This window comes from Kribbella monticola (genome assembly GCF_003261635.1).
Taxonomy (GTDB): domain Bacteria; phylum Actinomycetota; class Actinomycetes; order Propionibacteriales; family Kribbellaceae; genus Kribbella; species Kribbella monticola.
The window spans coordinates 443,572-467,894 of the sequence record NZ_QFXK01000039.1 but is presented as its reverse complement, the minus strand read 5'-3'; the positions used below and the strand labels follow the sequence as shown (position 1 = coordinate 467,894).

Below are 24,323 nucleotides of genomic sequence, written 5' to 3'. Positions count from 1 at the left end.
CTGCAAGATCTCGACAATCGGAAGTAATTTCCCGCGTCTGTCAGATCTGCGGTACTGGCCGGAGGGCTCGGAGCCAGAGTTCCGTCTGGGCGATGTGGGCGGAGGCGGCGGTGGCCGCGGCGGCGGGATCGCGGCCGGCGATGGCGGCGAGGATGGCGCGATGGCCGCGGTCGCTGGTCTGCTTGATCGCGTCGAAATCGGCGCCCGGTTCGAAGATCCGGTAGTGCCCGCCGCGGCCGCGGATCACTCCGGTCAGCGCGGTCACGGTCGGGTTGCCGCCCGCAGTACAGATTGCGCCGTGGAACTCTGCGTCGAGAGTCTGGATCTCCGCGGCGTCCGTGGTGGCCTCGAGGCGGTCGAGGATGTCGCCGAGGTGTTTCTCGAGGTCGGCGTCCTGCCGGGCTGCGGCCGCGGCGGTCGCGTGCGCTTCGAGGACCCGGCGTACTTCGAGGAGTTCGAGCACTCCTTCGAGTGGGATCAGCTCGACCGACAAGGAGAAGCGGCTGATGATCTCGGCCGGGTCGAGGGCGGAGACGTAGGTGCCCGAACCGTGCCGCGACTCGATCACGCCGAGCGCGGCCAGTGAGCGGGCCGCTTCCCGGAGCGAACTGCGGGATACGCCGAGGCGGTCGCACAGTTCCGGCTCCGGCGGGAACTTCTGGCCCGGACCGAGGGTCCCGGAAGCGATCATCTGCCGCAGTCCGGCCAGCGCCTTGTCCGTGGCTGCCATCGGCACCTCCCCTTCGGTCGCCCAGAGTATGCCCCGAGGATAAGTCCTCAGAGTACTTACGGCCAGGGTGTCTGTAAGTGCTTGTCGAGCAAGCGTAATTCTGGCAAGGTTCAAGGATCGGTTGACCAAGTCATCAGATGTCAGAGCAAAGTTTGGGCAGAACTCTGGCACACCTGGCCCACATCCCCTGAGGAGAAGCGCCATGCGCTACCGACAGATGTTCGCATCGATCGCCGCGGCCGCCGTGGTCGCGGCCGTGGCGGCCTGCGGCCCCGGCCCGGCCGAGAAGGCGAACGGTGAGGTCAAGCTGCAGATGGTCGAGAGCCTGACCAACCCGACCAGGACCGCGCTGTTGAAGAAGCTGATCGGCGACTTCGAGGCGAAGAACAGCGGCATCAAGGTGCAGCTCATCTCCCCGCCGACCAACCAGGCGGACCAGAAGATCCAGCAGATGCTCCAGTCCGGCAAGGGCGTCGACGTCCTGGAGGTCCGCGACACCACCGTCGGCCCGTTCTCCACCAACAAGTGGATCTACGACATGGCCCCCGAACTGAAGGGCTGGGACGGGCTGAGCGCGCTGACCGAGAACGCGCTCAAGGTGACCCAGCAAGGCGGCAAGTCCTACATGGTGCCGTACGGCTTCTACGGACTGTCGCTGTTCTACCGCAAGGACCTCGTCCAGCAGGCCGGATTCAGCGGCCCGCCGAAGAGCTGGTCCGAGCTGGTCGAGCAGGCGAAGAAGATCAACGACCCGGCGAAGAACCGGTACGGGTACTCGTTCCGTGGTGGACTCGGCGCGGGCGGCAACGCGGTCGCGATCATCTCGGGGTACGTGATCGACGAGCTCAACCACGACAACGCGTTCAAGCTGACCAACGGCAAGACCATCTTCTCCTCGCCGAAGGCCGTCGACGCGCTCAACCTGTACCTCGATCTGTTCAAGAACGCCTCGCCGAAGTCCTCGGTCAGCTGGGGCTATCCGGAAATGGTGCAGGGCTTCACCTCCGGCACCACCGGCTTCCTGCTCCAGGACCCCGAGGTGATCGCGACGGTCAAGGAATCCAAGACGATCAAGGAAGACCAGTGGGGTACCGCGCCGCTTCCGGTCGGTCCCACCGGCAAGGCCGCGCAGCCGCTGGCCAACGCGGGTTGGGGGGTTGCCCAGGGCAGCGAGCACAAGGCGGAGGCGGTGAAGCTGGTCAAGTTCCTCACCTCCGGCGACGCGGCGATGACGTTCTCGAAGGAGAACAGCCTGGTCCCGATCCTGAAGAGCGCCGCGGACGACCCGTACTTCAAGGACGGCCCCTGGGCGTCGTACGTCGCGATGAACTCGTCCCCGGACACCTACATCGTGGTGACACAGCCGCGCGGGGTGCCGTGGTCGACCGAATGGGGCAACAAGTCCGACGCCGACGTACAGAAGCTGATCACCGGCAAGGCGCAGCCGGCCGACATCCTGAAGGGCTGGGACGACTACTGGACCCAGAAGTGGGCCGGGAAGTGAGCTGATGGCCGTCCTCCAAACAGAGCGGCCGGTACGCCGGCCGCCCGCAAGGACAAGTCACCGACGTCAGTTCACCGGCCGTACTGCGCTGGTCCTGCTCGCCTTCATGCTGCCCGCGATCGTGTTCGTGGCGTTGTTCACCTACTACCCGTTGCTGAACGGCATCCAGATGGCGTTCCGGAACTACAACCTGAACGACCTGTCGGACACCTCCTGGGTCGGGCTGAAGAACTTCCGCACCCTGCTGCACGACGACATGTTCCGCGGCACGGTGAAGAACTCGGTCGTCTGGGTGGTCGGTTCGCTGGTGCCGCAGTTCCTGATCGGCTTCACGATGGCGCTCTGGTTGCGGCGCAAGTTCAGGTTCCGCGGCACCTACCAGGCACTGGTGTTCTTTCCCTGGGCGGTCTCCGGCTTCCTGATCGGCATCCTGTTCCGCTGGATGTTCAACGGTGAATTCGGCGTGGTCAACGACCTGCTGATGAAGGCGCACCTGATCGACACCCCGGTGCCGTGGCTGGCCGACGCGAAGTACGCGATGGTCGCCGTGATCGTCGCGAACGTCTGGTACGGCGTGACGTTCTTCGCGATCATGATCCTCGCCGCGCTCCAATCGGTGCCGGACGAGCTGTACGAGGCGGCCGCGATCGACGGCGCGGGCAAGGTGCGCACCCTGTTCGGCATCACCATCCCGTCGATCCGGACCACGCTCGCCCTGACCGTGCTGCTCCGGGTGATCTGGATCTTCAACTCGCCCGAGCTGATCTTCGGGATGACCGGTGGTGGCCCGGCGAACGCGACCCACACGGTCACGTCGTACATGATCCAGGTCACCCAGGAGGGCGACTACGGCCGCGCCTCGGCGATGGGCGTGATGGTGGTGTTCGTGCTGATCCTGTTCGCGATCTTCTACCTGCTCGCGATCCGGCCGAGAACACCCCGTACTACGGCACGAAAGGTGGCCGGATGATCCGCTCCGAAACCCTGGCCGGCCGGATCGCGAGGTTCGGCGGCCTCGGGATCTGCCTGCTGTTCACCGTGTTCCCGCTCTACTGGATCCTGGTCACGTCGTTCAAGGCGCCGGGCACGATCTTCGCCTACCCGCTGAAGTACTGGCCGGGTGACTTCTCGCTGGAGAACTACCGCGGGCTCTTCAGCCAGTCGAACTTCGCGGTGTTCCTGGTCAACAGCCTGATCGTCTCGACGGTGGCGGCGGCGTTGTCGACGGTGATCTCGTTGCTCTCTGCGTACGTGCTGGCCCGGTTCGAGTTCGTCTCCAAGGGCGCGGTGATGGGCGCGTTCCTGGTCACCCAGATGATCCCTGGTTTCATCGCCCTGGGATCGCTCTACATCCTGATGACGAAGCTGTACCTGGTCGACAGCAGATGGGGTCTGGTGCTCGTCTACGTCGCGGTCTCGATCCCGCTCTGCACGGTGATGTTGCGCGGGTTCTTCGAGAACGTCCCGGCCTCGCTGGAGGAGGCCGCGATGGTGGACGGCTGCTCGCGGCTGTCGGCGTTGTTCCGGGTGCTCGTCCCGGTGATGACGCCGGGCCTGGCCGCGTCGTACATCTTCAACTTCGTGAACTGCTGGAACGAACTGTTCCTGTCGGTCACCTTGCTGAACAGCGACAACAACAAGACGATCCCAGCCGCCCTGAACGGCTTCATCAGCAGCTACAACATCGACTGGGGCTCGATGTCGGCGGCCGCCGTCCTGTCCATCGTCCCCACCATGGTCCTGTTCGCCTTCGCCAGCCGCTACATCGTCGAAGGCCTCACCGCCGGCGCCGTCAAGGAGTGACAGACTGAGGCGGGCGTCGACGGGAGGACCACAGCTGTGACCGGGGTACGGCTCTACGCGGGCGGGTCGGTCGGTGGTGACGAGGCGATGGAGCTGGCCGTCGCGCATGCGCTGGTCCGGCGGGCCTCGAGCGGTGAAGTGACCGAGGCGTTGCGCATCTATCGGCCGGCCTCGCCCGTGGTCGTCTTCGGTCGACGGGACACGCGGCTCCCCGGGTTCCAAGCCGCGGTACAGGCTGCTCGCTCAGCAGGCTTCGAGCCGCTGGTGCGAGCGGTCGGTGGGAGGCCGGTCGCCTATACGACCGAGGCGTTGGTGGTCGACCACGTCAAGCACGAGTCGCTGGCGCCGGAGGGGATGGAGACCCGGTTCAGGGAGTACGGCTCGCTGTACGCCGAGGTGCTGCGCGAGCTGGGCATCGACGCACGAGTCGGCGCAGTACCGGGGGAATACTGCCCTGGCGCCCACAGCGTCAACGCTCGCGGCGTTGTGAAGCTCGTCGGCACAGGCCAACGAGTCGTCAGCCACGGCTGGCTCTTCAGCGCCCTGCTCGTCGTAGGGGACGACGAACTCCTTCGACCACTGCTGACCGACATCTACCGCCACCTCGACCTCCCCTTCGACGCAGCCTCGGTCGGCTCCTTGTCATCAGAACTCCCCGGCCTCGACGTCTCCACCGTCGAGCACCGCATCCTCACCGCCTACAACGCAGGCGCCCCCACACCTCTCGACGCCGCGACTCTCCAGTTGGCTACAGATTTGGCCGCCGACCACAGACCACCCGCCGTTTAAGCCTCACGCCGAGGGCAGCGAACGCAGATAGGCAGCGAGATCCCAGACCCGTCGCCGCCGTGGACCGACGGCCTCGTACTGCGCCGGGCCGGGCCCGGGCTCTCCGCCGACCCAGACCGTCGCCATCCCCAGCTGCTCCGGCACGTCGAGGTTCACCGCGAGATCGTCGAAGAACGCAGAAGCCTCCGCGCCACTGGAGGGACGCAACCCTTCAACTGGCCGCCACCCTCACCCCCGACCACGCAGCTGAGAGCGCCAAGTAGTGACAGACTGGCTGGGTCATCGACGGGAGGAATGGAGCTGTGGCGACAGCGCTCATCACTGGGCCTACTGCGGGGATCGGGCGGGCCTTTGCGGACAAGTTGGCGAGCGAAGGGTATGACCTGGTGCTGGTCGCGCGGGACGAGGCGCGGCTGAAGGAGGTCGCCACGGAGCTCACCCAGTTGCACGGTGTGGCCTGTGAGGTGCTGGCGGCGGATCTGACTGAGCCCGATCAACTCGCCCGCGTCGAGCAGCGATTCGGCACCGGGCCGATCGAAGTACTGGTGAACAACGCCGGCTTCGGGCAGAAGAAACCGTTCTGGGCGAACCCGATCGAGGTCGAGGAGAAACAGCTCGATCTCCTGGTCCGCGTGGTCATGCGGCTCACCCATGCCGCCGTACTGCCGATGATCGAACGCGGCTCGGGTGCCGTGATCAACGTGTCGTCCGTCGCGGGCTTCCTGCAGCGCGGCAGCTACAGCGCCCACAAGTCGTGGGTCACCAACTTCACCGCAGGCTTGGCGATCGAGCTGCACTCCAAGGGCGTCGCCGTGATGGCTCTCTGCCCCGGCTTCGTCCACACCGAGTTCCACGAACGAATGGGAATGGACAAAACCATCATCCCGTCCTTCATGTGGCTGGACGCAACCGACCTCGTCGACGAAGCCTGGTCCGACCTGATGCGCGGCAAGGCCATCTCCATCCCCAGCCGCCGCTACAAACTCATCACCACCGCCGCCCGCTACACCCCCCGAACCCTCATAGCCCGCCTCTCCACCGTAGGCCTCGACGGCCGCCGCCGAGCCTGATCCGGCCGGTCGCGGCCGAAATCCCAACTCAACTTCGTCCTTCTCGCTAGCGTCCCAGGGGCAAGGGAAGCTTCGCGGGAAGGTTGGTCGGGGATGGGCGTACGGGGATCGAAGCGGGTCGCGGTGGTTGCCGCTGTGGTAGTGGTGGGGTTGTCGGTGGGGGCTTGTGGCAACGATCAGAAGCCGGCAGCGGGGGGTGGTACGCCTAGTGAGACTCCTAGTGCGCCAATGACTTCGGTGCCTAGCGGGACTGTTGGTACGCCGAGTGGGACGCCATCGACGCCTGGTACTGCGACGCCGAGTGATGGGCCGAGTCAGACTCCTGGTGGGCCTACTCCTAGTTCCTCGCCGGGCAAGCAGGTGAGGTTGGTGGCCTCGATGCTGCTGACGGGCGTGGAGGTGGCCAAGGCGGATCCGGGGCGGCGGTGGGCGGAGACTGTGGGGAGTGCCAGTACGCCGGTTTGTGGGCGGGGGTCCACTCGGGGGGATGGGGTTGCAGGGAGTTTGGATCGCAACTATGCCAATGGGTTGGATGCGTCGGGTGGGCAGTGGTTGAGTCGTTACAAGACGCCGGGCGCGGCGAAGGCGGCGTACGGGTCGATTGTGAAGACGATCAAGTCGTGCAAGGCGGCGCGGCCGGCGCCGACGCATGCGCGGAAGCTGACCGAGAACCGGACGCTGGCGGTGGGGGACGCGACGTCGATCCTGCGCTGGTACGACTATCCGCTGCCGTCCGATCCGGGGAGCGAGGACGGTGGTTTTCCGTACGCCGTGACGCTCAAGGGCAGCGTCGTGAGCGTGATCGCCTTCCGCGAGATGGGCAAGGGCGTCAAGCCGGCCAACTTCGAGAAGTTCGCCCGCCTCGCCGCTGCCCATCTCCCATAACCGTCGGTACGCCGGGTCAGCTGGCCGCGAGTTCGGCGGCGATTGTGTCGGCCAGGGGGGTGGTCGGGCGGCCGATCAGGCGGGAGAGGTCGCCTGGGGTGGCGGACAGGGCGCCGCGACTGATGGCGTCGTCCACGTCGGCGAGGATCTCGGCGAAGGCTTCGGGGATGCCGTAGCCGATCAGGCGGGCGAGGTTCTCGTCGTGGCTGATCGTCTGGTGCACGACCGGCTTGCCGGTCTGCCGGGTGACCTCGGCCGCGAAGTCGCCGAAGGTCCAGGCCGTGTCGCCGCCGAGCTCGTAGGCCTTGTTCAGATGACCATCGGTGCTCACGGCAACGGCCGCCGCGGCCGCGTAGTCGGCCCGCGTCGCCGTCGCGAGCGTGCTCTCCGTCGCGACGCCGTTGACGACCGCGCCGTGCTCGACGACACCGGCGAGGCCGCCGGTCAGCATCTCGGTGTACCAGTTGTTGCGCAGGAAGGTGTAGGGCAGACCGGAGTCGAGGATCAGCTGCTCGGTCGCGCGGTGGTCCGCCGCCAGCAGGAAGTCGGCCTTGGGCCCGCCGAAGATGCCCGTGTACGCGAGTTGCGCGACCCCCGCCGCCTTGGCCGCGTCGATCACGGCCTGGTGCTGCGGGATCCGCCGGCCGGCCTCGCTCGCCGAGATCAGCAGCACCCGGTCCGCGGCGTCGAACGCACCCGCGAACGTCTCCGGCCGGTCGTAGTCGGCCTCGAGCACCTGAATGCCCTGCTCGGCCAGGTCCGCTGCCTTTTCCTTGCTCCGGGCAACGGCCGTGATTCCGTCGGCGGGCACACCGGCGGCCAGCAGGTCGGCGATGACGAGGCGGCCGAGATGTCCGGTCGCGCCGGTGATGACGATGCTCATCAAAAAACTCCTGAGAGATAGGTTGTGGCACTAACTCTAGGGTGGGTACTAACTTCACATAAGTACCCACTTTGAAGTAAGGTACTAGTCCTCAGGTGAGCTAGAGGAGACCGACGATGACCGAGCTGCTGATCCCCGACGTGAATCGCGTCAATTGCCCGTCGCGCGTGATCCTCGAGCACGTCACCAGCCGCTGGGGTGTCCTGGTCCTCGCGGCCCTGGGCGAGCGCTCGTACCGGTTCAGCGAGCTCCGCCGGCACGTCGGTGGCGTGAGCGAGAAGATGCTCGCTCAGACCCTCCAGGCGCTGGAGCGGGACGGCTTCGTACTCCGCGACGCCAAGCCGGTCATCCCGCCTCGCGTCGACTACTCTCTGACGCCGCTGGGCCAGGAAGCCGCCGAGCAGGTCTCCAGCCTCGCCCGCTGGGTCGAGCACAGGGTCCCCGAGGTACAAGCCGCCCGCGCCGCGTACGACGAGGCCAAGGTCTGACTCATCGCACCGGGTCGCCGTTCGGGCCGGCCAGCTTGATCGAGGCCGCGATGGCGGTGAAGTTCGTCAGGTACGACGAGAGCGGCGACTGCTCGGCGATGGCGAGGTACCCCTTCGTCAGGCTGAACCGGGTATAATTGTCGTCGGGATGGACCTCGGCCGGCCGCCCGTTCACGGTCGTCGTCGGTGCGAAGGCCGGTGGCGGCGTGGTGATGCCGACGGTGAGCTGTGGCTGTCGTTCGGCCGGCGGCAGCGGCCCAGAGCCCACCGATTCGATGACGGACCCACTCTCGGTCCCGGCCCCGACGTCGAGGCCGAGCAGGTACTCCGTCGGCGTCGTCGGATCGGGCGTACCGCTCCCGATGGGGGTCGAGACGCTGGTCACCTCCAGTTCGGAGCCGATCGCCGCGCGACTGACGGTGAACGGAACCGTCACCGGCCGCCCGGCGCCGCGGTGCACGCTCTCGGCGATCTGCCGCGCCCGATCCACCTGAGCGGCCGAGTAGCCGGTCACCGTGACAATTCCCCAACTGTTCTCGGCGTACTGCCAGGCGATCCTGACGCTGGCCTTGGCCTGATCGAGAAGGTAGGCCGGCCGATCCTCGATGTTCGCGATCGGGCTCTTCTCGGCCCAGCTTTTGTCGCTCGTCTCGGGTTCGATCCCTTGCGCCAGCATGGTCACACCGGCCCACGCCTCTTTGCCCAGTCCGGTCGTCGCGGGCCGCAGGGCGATCTCCTGCCAGTACCTACCAGTCTTGTAGCGGTACGGCGTGAAGCCTCCCGCCGACCCGGCCTCGAAGACCTGGGACCAGACACCGAAGAACTGCACGGATCCGGGCGACGGCGCGACGGCGACTCCGTCGTCCGAGTTGCCGATGCCGTTCAGGAGCAGGGGAGCAGTGGACACGGCGGCGATCAGCGCGATGACTGCTGCACCGCCCGCGATGCGGTGCCGGCGTACGGTCCGGCGGCCGTCCTGGATCGCGCGGTCGACGCTGATGCCGCCGGTGTCCGGAGTCGTGTCTTCACGGAGTGCCTGCAGCAGGCCGGTGTAGTCCTCGTCCTCGGTCTTCATTGTGCTACTCCCTTCCCTGCTTGAGGTCTGAGGTCCACGCGGTCGCCGAGCGACTGCCGCAGTACGGCGAGGCCGCGGGCGGTCTGGCTCTTCACGGTGTTCTCCGAACACCCGAGGGTGGCGGCGGCTTCGCGCACGGAGAGGTCGTAGAGAAAGCGCAGTACCAGTACTGCGCGCAGCTTCGGGGGCAGCCGCTGAAGGGCATCCGCGATCACCAGACGCGTCTCGACCTCGCGTGGCTGATCCGCGGGCAACTCGGTGAGCTCGTCGGTGAGGCGCACCCGCGACCAGCGCAGCCGCTGGTCGTTGAGGAACGTGCGGACGACGATGGTCCGTACGTAGGCGTCGAGGTTGTCGGCCCCCCGGGCGCGACGCCAGTGCACGTAGAGCTTGGTGATCGCGTTCTGTACGACGTCGTCGGCCCGGTGCGCGTCCTTGCAGAGCGACCCGGCGAGGCGGCGCAGGTCAGGCAGTCGCGCGGTCACGTACTCGACGTACTGCCGCTCGTCCTGCGCCCGCACGACCCGCCCCTCTCAGTTCGAGCCGAGAGGATCGGACCAGCGCACCGGGACCTCGACGACCTGCAGCCCGAGCCGGCGAAACAGGTGGAGTACTTCGGCGTCCGAACCGCTGTCCAGTCTGGCGCGCTGGAAGACCACCCGGGCCCGCGGACCGTCGTACAGGTTGAACCCGGTGGTGGCGTCCTGCATGCCGGGTGCGGCGACAAGCTGGATCAGGCCGGTGCCGATCCAGCCGCAGAACTGGCGCAGTGGATGCTTCCGCACCGGTGAAGGCGGCCGACGCGACCCGATCGCCACACTCGCGCCCTCTTCGAGCGCGTCGTGCAACCTGGGCAACTCCTCGATCGGCGTCGCGTTCCCCGGGTCGCACATCAACACGCGCGCGCCTCGAGAAGCCAGTACGCCGATCCGCGCCGCGTGCCCCTTGCCGCGCCTGCCCGGCCGCCGGATCAGCCGCACCCGGTCGTCCCCGAGTACCGCCACCGCGCGGGCGACCTGATCCGACGAGCCTTCGTCGACGACGAGGACCTCCCAGCCCTTCTCCTGCTGCTGCAGGTGCGCCACCAGGCAGCGCAATGTCGCCGGCAACCGCGCGTCGTCCCCGTCACGCGCGGGGATGACGACGCTCAACTGAACGCTCACAACCCACTGACCACCACACCCGGCAGATGCGTTGTGTGACGTGGGTCACCTAGTCGTGGTCAGCGGGAGTGCGGCGGCCGTCTCGGACAGCGCGCTGATCGTTGCCTTGATCAACGGATGGGCGGCCCGGCCCGTGCGGGTGGCGGCGTAGACGCGGCGAGTAGGCGTGGGCGGCGCGAGCGGACGTAGTACGGCAGTGCCGGGGTGAGGGAGCGCCAGCTGGGGGACCAGTGAGACGCCCGCGCCCGCGGCTGCCAGGGCGGCCACGGCACTGAAGTCGTCGGAGTGGTGGGCGATGCGGGGAGCGAAACCCGCTTGTTCGCAGGCGAGCAGGACGACGTCGCGGATCGGATTGCCGATCGAGGTCATGACCCAGTCGTCGTCGGCCAGCTTCGCGAGATCGACCGCGGCGTCGGCGGCGGCGGGGTGGCCGGCCGGAAGCAGGGCCACGAAAGGCTCGGCGTACAAGGGGATCCGGGTCAGCCGGTGGTCGTCGGAGCGGAGCGATCCCCGGTGCTCGACGGCGACGGCCAACTCCACCTCGCCGTCGAGCAACTGGGTGATGCCCTGATGGCCTTCGGCATCGCGTACTACGAGGCGCAGGCCGGGCGTGGTCGTCCGGAGGCGGGCCAGCGACGGGGCGACCAGGAGGTTGATCGCGGTCGCGAAGGCGGCGATCCGGAGCTCGCCGGTGGCGCCTTCGGCGTACAGGCGCATCGCGTCCTCGGCACGTTCGACGTCGGTGAGGATGGTGTCGGCGTGACTGAGCAGCAGGCGGCCGGCCGAGGTGATCGCGACCCGGCGGCCGCGGCGTTCGAGCAGCTCCTGGCCGACCTCGGATTCCAGGGCGGCGAGTTGCTGGGAGACGGCCGACGGGGTCAGGTGCAGCACCTCGGCGGCCGCCGTCACGGTGCCGTGATCAGCAAGTGCGCGGAGCACCCGCAGCCTTCGGACTTCGATCACGATGCTCAGCTTGGCATACGGCCGCCGTCGACCGGCGGTGCAGCCGGCGGCTGAACCAGTGCGGGCGGGGCGGGTCGTAGGGGACGACCGGGGCGTCGGCGAAGCCCGACCTGGACTCCTTGGCGACCTTGGCGATAACGGTGATCGGGAAGACGTACATCTGCGGTTCCTTTCGTCGGTTTCGACGCTACGGAGCCGCTGTTGATACGTCCAATGAGAGTTTTCCGCAGAGTTGATGCGTGTGGTGCATGATGTGGCGATGGAGCTTCGCCAGCTGAACTCGTTCGTGGTGGTCGCCGAGGAACTGAACGTGGGGCGTGCCGCGGTCCGGCTGCATCTCACCCAGCCGTCGCTGAGCCGGCAGATCGCGGCACTCGAACACGACCTCGGGGTCGAGTTGTTCGCCCGGGTGAAGCGACGGTTCGTACTGACAGCCGCCGGGGAGGCCTTTCTCGTCGACGCGAAGGAGTTGCTGCGGCGGGCGGACGAAGCGGTTCGTACCGCGCAGCGGACCCACCGCGGGGAGTTGGGGACGCTCCGGTTGCGATTCGTTCAGTCCGCGACCTTCGAGGCGTTGCCGCGGTTGCTCGGGACGTTCCGCGCGGCGTATCCCGAGGTCGTGCTCGACCTGGAGACGATGACGACGCTGCGTCAGACGGACGCCTTGCGCGACGGGCGGATCGATGTCGGTCTGCTCCGGTTGCCGGCGGCCGAGCCGGGGCTTTCGTCGCGGGTGGTCTCGCACGATCCGTTGGTGGTGGCGTTGCCCGCGGGACATCGGCTCGCGAAGCGCAAGCGGATCGGCCTGGCCGAGTTGGCCGAGGAGACCTTCGTGCTCTACACCCGGGCGACCGGGCCGTCGGTCCACGACGCGATCGTCGGCTACTGCCGGGCAGCCGGTTTCGTACCGCGGATCGTGCAGGAGGGCGCTGACGTACAGACGATCGTGGCGCTTGTCGCCGCCGGGCTCGGGGTGTCGCTGCTGATCGCCCCGACCCCGCCGATCGACCCGGAAGCCGTCGTCTACCGCAAGTTGTCCGACAACCTCCCGCCCTGGCAACTCTCCGTAGCCTGGTCGCCGGACAACTCCTCACCCGTCCTGGAGCGATTCCTCCAACTGGTCTGAAGCGCTGATCAGCCGAAGGTGTCGGGGTCGCCGCCGGTGCGGTGGCCGGTTTCGAGGTCGGCGATGGCGGCCATGTCCTCGTTGTCCAGCGTGAAGTCGAAGACGTCGATGTTCTCGGCGACCCGGCTCGGAGTCTTCGACTTCGGGATCACCACGTTGCCGAGCTGCAGGTGCCAGCGGATGACCACTTGCGCCGGCGTCTTGCCGTGCTTCTCGCCGAGCTTCGCCAGCGTCGCGTCGCCGAGCAGCTCACCGGACGCCAGCGGGCTCCACGCCTGGGTGACGATGTCGTTCTCCGCGTTGAACGCCCGCAGTTCGTCCTGCGGCAGGGCCGGGTGCAGCTCGATCTGGTTCACCATCGGGCGTACGTCGGTCTCGTCGAAGAGCCGTTGCAGGGCAGGGATGTGGAAGTTGGAGACGCCGATCGAGCGCACCCGCTTGTCGGCGTACAGCTGCTCGAACGCTTTCCAGGTCTCGACGTACTTGTCCTTCTTCAACGCCTGCCAGTGGATCAGGTACAGGTCGACGTGGTCGAGGCCGAGCCGCGCGAGGCTCTCGTCGAACGCCTTGAGGGTGGAGTCGAACCCCTGCTCGCTGTTCCACACCTTGGTGGTGATGAACAGCTCCTCGCGGGGCAGGCCGGCGGCGGCGATCGCGCGGCCGACCCCCTTCTCGTTGCCGTAGATCGCGGCGGTGTCGACATGCCGGTAGCCGGCCTCGAAGGCCGACTCGACGACACCGGTGACGACGTCGTCCTCGATCTGCCAGACCCCCAGGCCCAGCTGCGGGATCTCGACGCCGTTGTCCAGAGTGATGGTGGGGACTGTGCTCATCCGTCTATTCCACTGGTAGCAACGGTCGTAGCCCAGTCATCCGACGTGTGACAACAACCTCATCAACTGCCCGTAACCAACTCGTAGGTCTTCGCATCCGGCTCCAGGAACCGCAGCAACGCGCTCCCTTCCCGCTCCAGCTCGCTCGCTGCCTTCTTCGTCGTCCGGCCGAACGGGGTGAGCGTGAGAGTGGCCACACCGCGCTTCCTCTCGGTCGTCCACAGGCCGGCGACGTGGCCGTCGACCGTGTACGTCGACTTGATCCGTAGGTTCTTGGTGAAGACAGCCGGGCGGTGCTCGTCGGCGATGATCCGCTCGCGCTTCGCATGGGCGAGCAGAAGATTGTCGAACTCCGGCAGGAACCGGACGGGCGCCGGCGTGTCCGGATCGGGGCGCGGCGCATCCGGTACGTCGTACAGGGTCTTGCCGTTGTCGTCCTTGAACTGCTCGAGCTCCAGCCCGTCGAACACCGGCTTCGCCTTCGGCAGGCCGGACCAGGTCTGGAAGTCGGCTGGAGTCGCGGGGCCGAACGCGGCGAGGTACCGCAGTACGAGCTCGTCCGGTACTGCGGTGGGGTGGAGCTTGTGCTTCAGCCACTCCTCGGCGGGGGTGAACCGGGCGTTCGCCGGCCAGCCCCAGCGGGTGTCGGTCGGGTACATCACCAGCGGCACCATCATCCGCGTGCAGAACCCGAGCGCGCGGTCATTGACCTCGGGGAACTGCTTCTGGAGCGCGTCGCGCACCTCGGTGAACGTCAACGGCTCCTTCGCCAGCAGCTTCTTCGCCGCCGCTACCACCTTGCCGACATCCAGCCCTTCGGCCCGCTCCCCGAGCATCTTCAACCCACCCTCGAGAATCGGCCCCATCGTGCTCCGGAACCGCAGGTAGTCCGCCGCGGCCACCAGATGCAACGTCCCCCGAAACAAGGTGGCCCGCACCACCTCCCGCTTCTCCACCGCCGCGGTCAGCTGCTCGTCGGTGAACCCCTCCACCCGCCCCCACAACCCCACAAACGGATGCTTGGCCTCCTGCCCCTGCATTCCCACCAACCGCTCAACCGCCCCCACAACCCCAACGTCGGCCCGCTCCAGCAACAGTTGCCGAGCGAGAGTCGCACGATTGACGGCACGAGCCGAGAGGGTCGTCATACGGACATCATGACGACCCAGGCCGACAGTTTCAGCTGAGGGCGGCGCGGGCTTGGATGAAGGCTGTTATGGCCTGTTCTACGTCTTCGGTGGAGTGGGCGGCGGAGAGTTGGGTTCGGATTCGGGCCTTGCCGTGCGGGACCACCGGGTAGGAGAAGCCGATGACGTAGACGCCGAGGTCGAGGAGTTTGTCGGCTAGGCGGGCGGCTTGGGCGGCGTCGCCGATCATCACCGGGGAGATGGGGTGGTCGCCGGGGAGGATGTCGAAGCCGGCTTCGGTCATCTTCGTGCGGAAGAGTTTGGTGTTGGCGGCGAGTTTGTCGCGTAGGTCGCTGGTGGAGCCGATCAGTTCGAGCGCCTTCAGCGAAGCTGCCGTGACCGAGGGCGCCAGCGAGTTGGAGAACAGGTACGGCCGGGACCGCTGGCGGAGGAGCTCGACGATCTCGCGGCGGGCGGCGACGTATCCACCCGATGCGCCGCCGAGCGCTTTGCCGAGGGTGCCGGTGAGGATGTCCACCCGGTCCTTCACGCCGAACAGCGACGGCGTACCGGCTCCGTCCGGGCCGACGAAGCCGACCGCGTGCGAGTCGTCCACCATCACCAGCGCGTCGTACCGGTCGGCCAGGTCGCAGATCTCGTCCAGCGGCGCAACGTAGCCGTCCATCGAGAACACGCCGTCGGTGGCGATCAGCCGGTACCGCGCGTCCGCGGCGTCCTTCAACTGTGCTTCCAGGTCGGCCATGTCGCGGTTCTTGTACCGGTAGCGGCGAGCCTTCGACAACCGGATGCCGTCGATGATGCTGGCGTGGTTCAGCTCGTCGGAGATCACCGCGTCCTCAGCGCCGAGCAGCGTCTCGAAGAGACCGCCGTTCGCGTCGAAGCAGGAGCTGTAAAGGATGGTGTCCTCGGCGCCGAGGAAGTTGCTCAAGGCATCTTCCAGGTCTTTGTGGATCTGCTGGGTGCCGCAGATGAAACGCACCGAAGCCATCCCGAAACCCCAACGATCCAAGGCTTCCCGGGCCGCCGCGATGACGTCGGGGTGATCCGCCAGGCCGAGGTAGTTGTTGGCGCAGAAGTTCAGCACGTTGCCCGAGGCAACAGAGATGCCGGCGTTCTGCGGTGACGTGATCACCCGCTCGGACTTGTACAGCCCCGCGTCGCGGATCTCGCCGATGGTGCCTGCCAGGTCTTCCCGCATCTTGCCGAACATCAGACATTCCCCTCGAAGCTAGCCTTGGTCCAGTCCAGGATCACCTTGCCGCACTGCCCTTGTCGCGCCACGTCGAAGGCTGCCTCGAAGTCGGCGTACCCGAACCGGTGCGTGATCACCGGGGCGAGATCCAGCCCGCGCTCCAGCATCACCGACATCGAGTACCACGTCTCGAACATCTCGCGACCGTAGATGCCCTTGATCGTCAGCATGTTCAGTACGACGGTGCTCCAGTCGATCGCGATCTCGTCGGCCGGCAGCCCGAGCATCGCGATCTTGCCGCCGTGGTTCATGTTCGCGAGCATGTCGCGCAGCGCGGCCGGCTGCCCCGACATCTCCATCCCGACGTCGAAGCCCTCGCGCATACCCAGCGAGCGCTGCGCGTCGGCGATGCTCTGCTCGCCGACGTTGACCGCGTGCGTGACGCCGATCTTGCGGGCCAGCTCCAGCCGGTAGTCGGAAAGGTCCGTGATCACCACGTTTCGCGCCCCTGCGTGCAGAGCGACCGCGGCGGCCATGATCCCGATCGGCCCCGCACCGGTGATCAGCACGTCCTCCCCAACGACGGGGAACGACAGCGCGGTGTGCACCGCGTTGCCAAAAGGATCGAAGATCGCGGCGACATCCAGGTCGAGTGGGTCCCGGTGCACCCAGACGTTGAGAGCCGGCAGGCTCACGTACTCCGCGAACGCGCCCGGCACGTGGACGCCGAGCCCGCGCGTCTTGATGCACAGGTGCCGGCGGCCGGCGCGGCAGTTGCGGCACCGCCCGCAGATCAGGTGCCCCTCGCCGCTGACGATGTCACCGACGGCGACATCCCGTACGCCGGCGCCGATCTCCACCACCTCGCCGCAGAACTCGTGCCCGGTCACCATCGGCACCGGCACGTTCTTCTGCGCCCACGGGTCCCAGCTCTGGATGTGCAGATCGGTCCCGCACAGCCCTGTCCGGAGGACCTTGATCAGCACCTCGTCCGCCTCGATCTTCGGCTCGGGGACGTCCTGCAACCACAGTCCCGGCCTGCTCTCGGCCTTGACCAGCGCTTTCACCGCGTACCTCCTCAGGAGATTGCCTTCCACATCGTTATCCCGGGCAACCACCGGCGTCCATCGACACGTCGTACACAGGCTTTGCAGTTCCCCTGCACGAAAGGACGCAGGGGGTCGCAGGGATACTGGGCGCCATGGCACGGGGCGTAGTACGAGGGCTGGGCACGGCTCTGCTCGTCACCGGGGTCGGGCTGCTCGGTTGGGCCGGCTGGCAGTACTTCGGAACGGCCGTCACCTCGAACCACACGATGGACCAGGGCAAGCGGGACCTGCGCGACCGCTGGGCGGCCGAAGTCCCTGACAAGGCACCGAGACCAGCCGGTACGGCGGAAGTGCTGCTCCGGATCCCCAAGTTCGGCGCGGACTGGGAGAAGCCGGTCGTCGAAGGCGTCGGCAAGGACGACCTGGCGAAGGGAATCGGCCACTACCCGGACACCCAACTGCCGGGGGAGCCGGGCAACTTCGCGGTCGCGGGGCACCGGGTCACCCACGGGTCGCCGTTCGGGAAGCTGCTCGACCTGGTCAAGGGGGACGAGGTGATCGTCGAGACGGCCGACGCCGTCTACACCTACGAGCTGGACGCCTCGCCGCGCGACCTGACCGTCAAGCCGGCCGACACCTGGGTCCTCGACCCGGTGCCCGGCGAGCCCACCGAAGTACCGACCGCCTCGATCCTCACCCTCACCACCTGCCAGGACCTCTTCCACTCCCCGGACCGATCGGTCGCTTTCGCCCACCTCACCAAGGTGACTCCGAAGAGCTGACCCGTATGCTCGACGCTCATGAGCGTTGATCGGGATGGGTTGCTGGAGCAGGTCAAGTCCAAGGCGATCGTGCACGGGCGGGTGACGCTGGCCTCGGGCAAGGAAGCGGATTACTACGTCGATCTGCGCAGGATCACGCTGGATGCCGAGGCGGCTCCGCTGATCGGGCCGGCGATGCTGGAGCTCACCGCGGATCTGGAGTACGACGCGGTCGGCGGGCTCACCCTGGGTGCCGACCCGGTGGCGATGTCGATGCTGCACGCGGCGGCTCAGCAGGGACGCAAGCTCGACGCGTTCGTCGTACGGAAGGCCGAGAAGACGCACGGGTTGCAGCGGCGGATCGAGGGACCGGACGTCAAGGGGCGCCGGGTGCTCGCTGTCGAGGACACTTCGACCACCGGCGGGTCGGTGCTGACCGCGGTCGAGGCGTTGCGCGAGGCGGGTGCCGAGGTGGTCGCTGTCGCCGTGATCGTCGACCGGTCGACCGGGGCGCGGGAGAAGGTCGAATCGGAGGGCCTGGAGTACCGCACGGTGTTCGGGCTCGAGGAGCTGGGCCTCGACTGATGGAGCTCGCCCTCGTCGTCGTCGCCGGCCTGGCGATCGGCGGGCTGGTCGCGTACGTCAATTACGTGAACGCGAAGAAGCGCCGCGAGGCCTTCGCCGCTTTCGCCGCGCAGCAAGGCTTCTCGTACCTGCCGGAGAACAATGCACTGGCGAGCCGATGGGGCGGCACGCCGTTCCAGACCGGTGATCACTGGCGCGTGCGGAATGTGCTGAGCGGGCAGTTCCAGGGTCACCAGATGGTTGCCTTCGACTACAGCTACCAGACCCACACGACGAACGGGAAAGGCCAGCGCCGCACCACGACGCACAAGTTCGGCGTCGTGGTGATGCAGTTGCCGGCGCCGCTGCCGAACCTCGAGGTCGGGCACGAAGGCATCTTCGGCGGCGCGGTCGCGAAGGCGCTCGGCTTCGGCGACATCCGGTTCGAGAGCGAGCAGTTCAACCGGACCTTCCGGGTGACCGCGGCCGACCAGCGCTTCGGGCACGCGGTGATCCACCCGCAGATGATGGAACTCCTGCTGGCCCGCGGCGAGATCGCCTGGCGGATCGAGGGCAACTCGCTGGTCGGCTGGGACGCCGGCCCACACACTCCCACCGAGGTGATGAACCGCCTCCAGCTCCTCCAATCGGTGCTCGCCAACATTCCGCCGTACGTCTGGCGCGACTACGCAGGAGTCGACCCGAGCAGGCAATAGCCTTCAGCGATGGAAGGTACGACGCTTGTATCGCTGCTGCTGATCGCCGTCGCGGTCGCATTTCTCGTACGGCGCTGGCTGTCGACCCAGGCACGCATGAGTCTGGTCAGCGAGCTTGCGGCGGCCCGCGGATGGTCGTTCAACCCCGACGAGCCGGGCTTGGTCGGCAAATGGCCGGGGGAGCCGTTCGGGCGCGGCGACGAGCGGTCGGCGACGAACGTACTGCGTGGATCGTGGGACGGGCGCAAGTTCATCGCCTTCGACTACAGCTATCAGCCGTTCCGGGTGCGATCGGACAAACCGCCGCGCCGGTTCGGGGTCATCGCGATGCAACTCCCGGCGGCGTTGCCGTGGCTGGAGGTCGAGCACGAGAAGCTGCTCGTCAACCCGGTCGAGGCACGCCAGGACATCCGGTTCGAGAGCGAGATCTTCAACCGGACGTTCCGGATCACCTCGCCGGACGAGAAGTACGCCCGCGCGGTCATCCACCCCCGCCTGATGGAGCTCCTCCTCGACCGCGGCGAGTTCGGCTGGCGAATCATGGACGAACACCTCCTCGGCTGGTACGCCGGCACCCACACCCCCACCGAACTGGAACGCCGCCTCACCCTCCTCACCCAGATCGCCAACCACATCCCACCCTTCATCTGGCGCGACTACACCAACACCGACCCCCGCACGTGATGCTCGCCTTCTCCGGAGTTCTCGCAGTGCTGGCGGGGCTGGGGATCGTGGTGGTCCGCGCGTTCCGCTCACGCGATTCCGTGGACCGGGCGCTGGCCGAGTACGCGCTCGAGATCGGCTTCTTCTACGCGGCTTCCAACAGGGAATTGGTACGCCGTTGGCGCGGCTCGCCTTTCGGGCGAGGCGATATCCGGGTCGCGCGCAACGTCCTCACCGGCTACCGGCACGGCCGCCGCGTAATTGCTTTCGACTACATGTACATCGACATCGGTAGACCCGCACAGCAGTTCGTCGTGCTGGTCATCCGGCTGCAGGCCGAGTTGCCCCAAATCGAGATGACCTACCGCTGGCCGGGTTCCGGCGTGCTGGACTCGTTCCGGTCGCACCGGATCGAGCCGGAGAGCGAGGAGTTCAACCGCGAGTTCGCCGTTGCCGCGGCAGACCGGCGCTACGGGCACGCGATGATGCATCCGCGGATGATGGCCTTCCTCCTCTCCGGTGAGGGCTTGCCGTGGCGGATCGAAGGCGCTGATCTGGTGTGCTGGACCGAGGGGCGGCTGCTGCCGGCGATGGTTCTTGAGCGGGCGGAGTACCTGGCTGGGATTGCCGAGCTGATTCCGTCGTTCGTGTGGGCGGACTACGGGCGTGCTGCGCGTCGCGCTGACTGATGCGGACCCGGGGCGGGGTTAGAGTCGCGGGAGGATCTTCGAGACTCGGGAGCAGGGAATGACGCTTGTCATCGTGGTGGTTGTCGCGATCGTTGTGATCGTGGCGATCGCGCTGATCGTTTCGTACAACCGGTTCGTCAAGCAGCGGAACCTGATCCAGGAGTCCTGGCGGCAGATCGACGTCGAACTGCACCGCCGCTACGACCTGATCCCGAACCTGGTCGAGACCGTCCGGGCGTTCGCCGCGCACGAGCGGCACGTGTTCGAGGAGGTCGCCCGGCTGCGGACGCAGGCGGTCAGCGCGGAAGGCGCGTCGCCGGAGCAGCGGGCCGCCGCCGAGGGGCAGCTGTCGGGCGCGCTGCGGCAGATGATGATCTCGGTCGAGGCCTACCCGCAGATCCAGTCGAACCAGAACTTCCTCAACCTGCAGCGCGAGCTGACCGACACCGAGGACCGGATCGCGGCCGGCCGCCGGTTCTACAACGCGAACGTGGGCGACTACAACACCCGGGTCGAGTCGTTCCCGTCGAACCTGATCGCGGGCGGGTTCAAGTTCGAGAAGGCCGGCTACTTCGAGGTCAAGGACGAGTCGGTCCGCTCGGTCCCGCAGGTCTCGTTCGGCACCATCGGCTCGGTCGCCGGTGAGCAGGCGCCGCCGCAGATGCAGCAGGGCAGTCAGTCGTCGGGCCAGATCCAGCCGCAGATGCCCGGTAACGAGCAGGGCGGATATCCCCAACAGGGTCAGCCCCAGTTCCCGCCGCAGGGCCAGTCGCCGTACGCCGGTCAGCCGCCGGTGGGTGGGCCGCCCGCGGGTGCCCCCGGACCGCAGGACGGCCAACCGCCGTTCACCGGTGGGCAGTAACACCCCCGCACTGCCACCGGTGTTCCGGATTCCCTGAGCTTCGGCCGGGACCGTGTCGCAAGGCGCGGTTCCGGCCGTTTCGCCGTCCCCCGAACCGCTCTCGCGAACTCCCCCCGGCCCCGCCCCGCGGCCGAAGCTCAGTGAACCCAGGTCAATTCCAGGCCCGGGTGCGACGATGGTCACTCGCCACTCCCGGGCCTGCCCTCCCCCCGGTACCGAGGACAACAGTGCCGGGCCCGGATACATCCGCCGTACATCGCGACGTACATCGCAGCGCCGGGCGCTTCCCGGCAGGTGGGCCGGGATGTGACGATGGGGCCGTTCACCGTCGGAGAGGGCAGCCAAGTGGAGAATCTGAAGTACCAGATTCTCGGCCCGTTGCGCCTCAGCAAGGTCAAAGGCGAACCGCTCAAGGCCAGCAAACCACGCCAGTTGCTCGCCACCTTGCTGCTGCACCCGAACCGGTTCGTCTCCACCGACCTGATCGCCGACGCCCTCTGGGAGGGCAGTCCGCCCCGCTCGGCGACGGCGAACATCCGCACCTACGTCCGTGCGCTGCGCGGTGTCCTGCAGGATGCCGGGTTGCCGGCGCCGATCGACACGTCCGCCGCCGGGTACAGCATCGAGGTCGGTGTCGACGAGCTGGACTCCAGCCGGTTCGAGTCCCTGCTGGCTGAAGGCGGTCACCTGCGCGACGTCGGTGAGAGCCGCCAGGCCATGGAGGTGCTGTCGCACGCCTACACGCTGTGGCGAGGACATCCGCTGGAGGACCTGACGATGTCGGCGGCCTGGGAAGGCTCCATCTCCCGGCTGGAAGCGCAGTACCGGGGGCTCGTCGACGGACTACTCGACCTGCGGCTCGAGTACGGCGACGCGACCGGCGCGGCTGTGCTGCTCAGCGGGCGTCTCACCGAGGACCCGTACGACGAACAGCTCTGGCGGCGGCTCGTCGACGCGCTGGTGGCAGCCGGCCGAACCGGTGAAGCGCGGGCGGCGTACCGCAAAGCCGTCCAGACCCTCGCGGATGAGCTGAACATCGAACCGGGCCCCGAACTCCTGGCCGCCGGCGCCCGCGCCGAGAACGGCCGGTCGGCGAACTGGCCCGACCCAGGCATCCCAGCAGCCCGTACGACGAATCGCCGGCCGCCGGGCGAGGACGTAGTACCGGGTCCGATGGCAGCGCCGGTGCTCTCGGATCCGCAGCGGCCGCCGAGTCAGTTGCCGCTCGACCTGCCCGACTTCAGCGGCCGGAAGCAGAAGCTCGAGCAGTTGCGGGATCTGGTCTGTGGACGCGATCCGGTGCGTCCGCCGGTCGCGGTGATCTCGGGAGCGCCCGGGACAGGCAAGACCTCGCTGGCCGTCCGGCTCGGGCACCTGGTCCGGGACAGCTTCCCGGACGGTCAGATCTACCTGGACATGCGCGGCGCCACCCAGCCGCGCGACGCCGGTGGTGCGCTGACGGACCTGCTGCTCAGCCTGAACATGCCGGACTACGCCGTACCTACGGACCCGGATCGCAGGTCGGCGATGCTGCGGTCCGAGCTGGCCAGCCGCCGGGTGCTGATCATCCTCGACGACGTGGCTTCGGCCGGCCAGGTCGCGCCGTTGATGCCTGGAACCGGTGCCTCGGCGGTGGTCGTCACCAGCCGTAACCGCTTGATCGACCTCGCCGGTGCGGACAGCATGCCGTTGGACACCTTCAACGACAGCGAGGCGTCCGAGTTGCTGGAGCGCGTCGCCGGCAGCGGTCGTGTCGATACCAAGTCGCCCGCGGCCGAAGAGATCCTGTCGGCCTGCGGCAACCTGCCGCTGGCGATCCGGATCGTCGCCTCACGCTTGGCGCAGCGGCCCGACCTGAGCCCGACCGAGCTGGCCCGGCGATTGCGGGACGAGACCCAGCGGCTGGACGAGCTGAGCATCGGGGAGCTCGCCGTACGGACCAGTGCGGATCTGAGCTACGGCTCGCTCAGCGCCGAGGAGGCTCGGCTCTACCGGCTGATCGGACGGTTCGCGGTCGGCGTCTTCTCCGCTCGCGTACTCGAACCGGTCGCTTCACCTGCCTCGGTACGCCGAAGCCTGGATCGCCTGATCGAGGTGAACCTGGTCCAGATCAGCTCGGTCGACGACAGCGGCAAAGCGCGGTACAGGGTGCACGATCTGCTCCGGCTGCATGCGATCGGCGTCGGCGACGAGGAGCAGAAGGCGCAGGCGGTCAAGGACCTCACGACGGTCCTGGATGCCCTGCTGCACAAGGTCCGCCGGGCCGGCGCCGCGTTACCGGTCGTGTACTTCGGAGTGCTCGACCAGCCCGGTCCCGCGCCGTCACCAGGGCCTGCGCCGTTCACGGACGCGGACGCGATCGCCTGGTTCGACAGCGATCGGAGCACGTTCGTCCCGGCGATCAGGGCCGCGGCGCAGAACGGGCTGCACGAGTACGCCTGGCGGATCGCGGCCGGCTGGGGGCCGTACCTCGACATGCGGGCCGGCTTCGACGACTGGAACGAGTCGCACCAGGCCGGCCTGGCCAGCGCGATCGCGTGCGGGAACCGGCACGGTGAGGCGATCATGCACCGCAACCTCGGCCAGCTCGCGCTCTACCGCGACGACTGGGAGCCCGCCTGGTACCACCTGAACGAGGCGGCGACGATCTTCGCCGAGGTCGGCGACCGGCTCGGGACGGGCGTCAGCGCGGTCGGGCTGGGGACGTGGCTGCGGGAACGCGGCCGGCCGGACGAAGCGCTCGCGCAGTACGAGCGGGCCTTCGATGCCTTTGTCGAGGTGCAGAACGCCAACGGCGAGGCGGTCGCCCGGACGGCGGCCGCGTCGATCTGGCGGGCGCGCGGCGATCTGGTGATGGCCGGGCGGTACCTGGCCGAGGCCTACCTGACCGGCGTACGCCGAGGCGACGTGCACCGGGTCGCCAAGGTACGCCGAGGGATCGCGGGACTCCGGGTACAGCAGGGCAACCCGGCGCAGGCGGTCCGCCAGTTGCAGGCGTCGCTGGCGATCTTCAACGGACTCGGTGACGACCACTGCGCGGCGTACACACGGGCCGAACTGGGGCACGCGCTCATCCTGGTCGGCGAAGGTGCAGCAGCGCGGCGAATGCTGCTGGACGCGATCGAGATCGGTACCAGGCTCGGCGATCGCAGTGTCGAGGGCGCCGCGGCGCTGCACCTCGGCCGGCTGCACGCGAGCACCGGCAACGAAGACTTCGCCCGCCGCTACCTCAGCCGCGCGGTCCGTGCCTGGCAACAGGTCGGCAACGACACCAAACTCACCGAATCCCGCCAGGCCCTCGCCGCCCTGGCACCCACCACCCAGGCCACCGGCTGACGTCACCGCATCTCTTCACGAGATACCGCAT

At 67.7% G+C, this 24,323-nt stretch carries 26 protein-coding genes; 15 read left to right on the top strand and 11 right to left on the bottom strand.

Going from position 1 to position 24,323, the window contains the following annotated elements:
* Positions 1-40: 40 nt before the first annotated feature.
* Complete coding sequence (locus DIZ26_RS33685) at positions 41-730, bottom strand: FadR/GntR family transcriptional regulator (protein WP_112248585.1); 690 nt, start codon at positions 728-730, stop codon at positions 41-43.
* Positions 731-932: 202 nt separating this feature from the next.
* Here DIZ26_RS33685 and DIZ26_RS33680 point away from each other — a divergent pair, with 202 nt between their 5' ends.
* The 4 genes from DIZ26_RS33680 to DIZ26_RS33665 are packed head-to-tail and all read left to right on the top strand — an operon-like array spanning position 933 to position 4,826.
* Entirely contained in the window at positions 933-2,234 is a 1,302-nt protein-coding gene (locus DIZ26_RS33680; RefSeq protein WP_198676404.1) for an ABC transporter substrate-binding protein, read from the top strand.
* A 4-nt stretch (positions 2,235-2,238) separates the two neighbouring features.
* Complete coding sequence (locus DIZ26_RS33675; protein ID WP_112248584.1) at positions 2,239-3,204, top strand: carbohydrate ABC transporter permease; 966 nt, start codon at positions 2,239-2,241, stop codon at positions 3,202-3,204.
* Positions 3,201-4,037, top strand: a complete 837-nt coding sequence (locus tag DIZ26_RS33670; RefSeq protein WP_112248583.1) for a carbohydrate ABC transporter permease — start codon at positions 3,201-3,203, stop codon at positions 4,035-4,037. Before DIZ26_RS33675 ends, DIZ26_RS33670 begins: the two co-directional genes overlap by 4 nt.
* A 36-nt stretch (positions 4,038-4,073) precedes the next feature.
* Positions 4,074-4,826 carry a lipoate--protein ligase family protein gene (locus tag DIZ26_RS33665; protein ID WP_232828782.1) on the top strand — a complete coding sequence of 251 codons (753 nt, stop codon included), beginning with the start codon at positions 4,074-4,076 and terminating at the stop codon, positions 4,824-4,826.
* Positions 4,827-4,829: 3 nt separating this feature from the next.
* Here DIZ26_RS33665 and DIZ26_RS33660 read toward each other — a convergent pair whose 3' ends face one another.
* Positions 4,830-4,982 (bottom strand): hypothetical protein, encoded by a 153-nt coding sequence (locus DIZ26_RS33660; RefSeq protein ID WP_198676403.1) that lies wholly within the window; start codon positions 4,980-4,982, stop codon positions 4,830-4,832.
* 146 nt (positions 4,983-5,128) lie between these two features.
* Here DIZ26_RS33660 and DIZ26_RS33655 point away from each other — a divergent pair, with 146 nt between their 5' ends.
* Together DIZ26_RS33655 and DIZ26_RS33650 are read left to right on the top strand one after the other, a co-directional pair.
* Complete coding sequence (locus tag DIZ26_RS33655) at positions 5,129-5,896, top strand: SDR family NAD(P)-dependent oxidoreductase (RefSeq protein ID WP_112248582.1); 768 nt, start codon at positions 5,129-5,131, stop codon at positions 5,894-5,896.
* A gap of 552 nt (positions 5,897-6,448) precedes the next feature.
* Positions 6,449-6,781 carry a hypothetical protein gene (locus tag DIZ26_RS33650; protein WP_157979889.1) on the top strand — a complete coding sequence of 111 codons (333 nt, stop codon included), beginning with the start codon at positions 6,449-6,451 and terminating at the stop codon, positions 6,779-6,781.
* A gap of 16 nt (positions 6,782-6,797) precedes the next feature.
* Here DIZ26_RS33650 and DIZ26_RS33645 read toward each other — a convergent pair whose 3' ends face one another.
* Positions 6,798-7,664, bottom strand: coding sequence for an SDR family oxidoreductase (locus DIZ26_RS33645; protein ID WP_112248580.1), 867 nt, complete (start codon positions 7,662-7,664; stop codon positions 6,798-6,800).
* Between the two features lie 116 nt (positions 7,665-7,780).
* Here DIZ26_RS33645 and DIZ26_RS33640 point away from each other — a divergent pair, with 116 nt between their 5' ends.
* The gene (locus tag DIZ26_RS33640; protein WP_112248579.1) at positions 7,781-8,152 is read left to right on the top strand and encodes a winged helix-turn-helix transcriptional regulator; all 372 of its coding nucleotides are present in this window, start codon (positions 7,781-7,783) and stop codon (positions 8,150-8,152) included.
* 1 nt (position 8,153) lies between these two features.
* Here DIZ26_RS33640 and DIZ26_RS33635 read toward each other — a convergent pair whose 3' ends face one another.
* From DIZ26_RS33635 to DIZ26_RS33620, 4 genes are read right to left on the bottom strand one after another with little or no spacing between them, the layout of a single operon-like run.
* Positions 8,154-9,227: a hypothetical protein gene (locus tag DIZ26_RS33635; protein WP_112248578.1), complete on the bottom strand. Its 1,074-nt coding sequence runs from the start codon at positions 9,225-9,227 to the stop codon at positions 8,154-8,156.
* Positions 9,224-9,748, bottom strand: coding sequence for a SigE family RNA polymerase sigma factor (locus tag DIZ26_RS33630; RefSeq protein WP_112248577.1), 525 nt, complete (start codon positions 9,746-9,748; stop codon positions 9,224-9,226). The genes DIZ26_RS33635 and DIZ26_RS33630 overlap by 4 nt, the downstream gene beginning before the upstream one ends.
* A 12-nt stretch (positions 9,749-9,760) precedes the next feature.
* Complete coding sequence (locus DIZ26_RS33625; RefSeq protein WP_112248576.1) at positions 9,761-10,390, bottom strand: glycosyltransferase; 630 nt, start codon at positions 10,388-10,390, stop codon at positions 9,761-9,763.
* A 45-nt stretch (positions 10,391-10,435) separates the two neighbouring features.
* Entirely contained in the window at positions 10,436-11,353 is a 918-nt protein-coding gene (locus DIZ26_RS33620) for a LysR family transcriptional regulator (RefSeq protein ID WP_112248575.1), read from the bottom strand.
* 259 nt (positions 11,354-11,612) lie between these two features.
* Between DIZ26_RS33620 and DIZ26_RS33615 the strand changes: the two genes are divergently transcribed.
* Positions 11,613-12,479 (top strand): LysR family transcriptional regulator, encoded by an 867-nt coding sequence (locus tag DIZ26_RS33615; protein WP_198676402.1) that lies wholly within the window; start codon positions 11,613-11,615, stop codon positions 12,477-12,479.
* A gap of 8 nt (positions 12,480-12,487) precedes the next feature.
* Here DIZ26_RS33615 and DIZ26_RS33610 read toward each other — a convergent pair whose 3' ends face one another.
* From DIZ26_RS33610 to tdh, 4 genes are all read right to left on the bottom strand, one after another.
* The gene (locus DIZ26_RS33610; RefSeq protein WP_112248573.1) at positions 12,488-13,312 is read right to left on the bottom strand and encodes an aldo/keto reductase; all 825 of its coding nucleotides are present in this window, start codon (positions 13,310-13,312) and stop codon (positions 12,488-12,490) included.
* A gap of 62 nt (positions 13,313-13,374) precedes the next feature.
* The gene (locus DIZ26_RS33605; RefSeq protein WP_112248572.1) at positions 13,375-14,460 is read right to left on the bottom strand and encodes a winged helix DNA-binding domain-containing protein; all 1,086 of its coding nucleotides are present in this window, start codon (positions 14,458-14,460) and stop codon (positions 13,375-13,377) included.
* A 31-nt stretch (positions 14,461-14,491) separates the two neighbouring features.
* Positions 14,492-15,670 carry a glycine C-acetyltransferase gene (locus DIZ26_RS33600; protein ID WP_112248571.1) on the bottom strand — a complete coding sequence of 393 codons (1,179 nt, stop codon included), beginning with the start codon at positions 15,668-15,670 and terminating at the stop codon, positions 14,492-14,494.
* The gene (gene tdh / locus DIZ26_RS33595; RefSeq protein WP_112248570.1) at positions 15,670-16,719 is read right to left on the bottom strand and encodes an L-threonine 3-dehydrogenase; all 1,050 of its coding nucleotides are present in this window, start codon (positions 16,717-16,719) and stop codon (positions 15,670-15,672) included. The genes DIZ26_RS33600 and tdh overlap by 1 nt, the downstream gene beginning before the upstream one ends.
* Positions 16,720-16,853: 134 nt before the next feature.
* Here tdh and DIZ26_RS33590 point away from each other — a divergent pair, with 134 nt between their 5' ends.
* The 7 genes from DIZ26_RS33590 to DIZ26_RS33560 all read left to right on the top strand — a co-directional run bounded on the left by DIZ26_RS33590 (position 16,854) and on the right by DIZ26_RS33560 (position 24,292).
* Entirely contained in the window at positions 16,854-17,483 is a 630-nt protein-coding gene (locus DIZ26_RS33590; protein ID WP_112248569.1) for a class E sortase, read from the top strand.
* 18 nt (positions 17,484-17,501) lie between these two features.
* On the top strand, positions 17,502-18,047 hold the full coding sequence (gene pyrE, locus DIZ26_RS33585; protein WP_112248568.1) for an orotate phosphoribosyltransferase: 546 nt from the start codon (positions 17,502-17,504) through the stop codon (positions 18,045-18,047).
* A complete protein-coding gene (locus tag DIZ26_RS33580) occupies positions 18,047-18,742 on the top strand; it encodes a hypothetical protein (protein ID WP_112248567.1) in 696 nt (231 codons plus the stop codon). Before pyrE ends, DIZ26_RS33580 begins: the two co-directional genes overlap by 1 nt.
* A gap of 9 nt (positions 18,743-18,751) precedes the next feature.
* The gene (locus tag DIZ26_RS33575) at positions 18,752-19,426 is read left to right on the top strand and encodes a hypothetical protein (protein WP_112248566.1); all 675 of its coding nucleotides are present in this window, start codon (positions 18,752-18,754) and stop codon (positions 19,424-19,426) included.
* Positions 19,426-20,094 (top strand): type III secretion system chaperone family protein, encoded by a 669-nt coding sequence (locus tag DIZ26_RS33570; RefSeq protein WP_112248565.1) that lies wholly within the window; start codon positions 19,426-19,428, stop codon positions 20,092-20,094. The genes DIZ26_RS33575 and DIZ26_RS33570 overlap by 1 nt, the downstream gene beginning before the upstream one ends.
* 58 nt (positions 20,095-20,152) lie before the next feature.
* Entirely contained in the window at positions 20,153-20,956 is an 804-nt protein-coding gene (locus DIZ26_RS33565) for a LemA family protein (protein ID WP_112248564.1), read from the top strand.
* Positions 20,957-21,268: 312 nt separating this feature from the next.
* Positions 21,269-24,292 carry an AfsR/SARP family transcriptional regulator gene (locus DIZ26_RS33560; RefSeq protein ID WP_232828781.1) on the top strand — a complete coding sequence of 1,008 codons (3,024 nt, stop codon included), beginning with the start codon at positions 21,269-21,271 and terminating at the stop codon, positions 24,290-24,292.
* The last annotated feature ends 31 nt before the right edge of the window (positions 24,293-24,323 follow it).